This window comes from Delftia sp. UME58 (genome assembly GCF_014170385.1).
Classification (GTDB): Bacteria; Pseudomonadota; Gammaproteobacteria; order Burkholderiales; family Burkholderiaceae_C; genus Comamonas; species Comamonas acidovorans.
On sequence record NZ_LZZV01000066.1, the window covers coordinates 1 to 719 of the forward strand.

Annotated in this window: 2 tRNA genes; both read left to right on the top strand. The window is 53.0% G+C overall.

Annotated elements, in window-relative coordinates:
• Positions 1 to 210 precede the first annotated feature (210 nt).
• Positions 211 to 295: transfer RNA gene (locus tag A9976_RS18750), tRNA-Leu, on the top strand.
• A gap of 114 nt (positions 296 to 409) precedes the next feature.
• A tRNA-Leu gene (locus tag A9976_RS18755) sits at positions 410 to 494 on the top strand.
• Positions 495 to 719 lie beyond the last annotated feature (225 nt).

The following is a 719-nucleotide window of genomic DNA, read 5'->3' on the forward strand; positions in this document are numbered from 1 at the left end:
CGTATATAATGCGCAGCTTCTGTGGTTCGCCCAAGGCTGAACACTGAAGCAGAAATGGTCAGAGGGGTCGAAAGACCCATTGTAAAACCAACTGCGCTCGGGACGCATGTTTTAGTTAAGTCAGTACGCTGGAAACAACGTACAGCCCTTAATAAAAACAAAGCAACTAGAGCGGCAGCGTATCACATAGTTCTGACAGTATCTTTCAGTGCCCAGGTGGCGGAATTGGTAGACGCGCACGGTTCAGGTCCGTGTGCCGCAAGGTGTGGAGGTTCGAGTCCTCTCCTGGGCACCACGGAATTTAGATCGGATCAGCTTTCGGGCTGGCCTGACAGGTAAAGCGGTAAACAAAGCAGTACAGTCAGTAGAAGAAGTGAAGCAGAAGTGAAGCGCGCAAGCGCTTCCCAGTGCCCAGGTGGCGGAATTGGTAGACGCGCACGGTTCAGGTCCGTGTGCCGCAAGGTGTGGAGGTTCGAGTCCTCTCCTGGGCACCACCCGCATATAAGTCTGACCCGCATTCAGTTGGGTTTGGATAGCAAGGCTGAAAGCCCCGAAAATCGAAAGATGTTCGGGGCTTTTGCTTTGTGGCGTTTGTGGTTTTTTGGCATTAACACTCAACGCCACGGCACTTTTCGCTGCAAATGATGGCGAGCGTATAAATCTTCGCCCATGCCTTCGATCTGACCGTCGATCAAGGCCTCGAAAGGCCGCAGCAACGC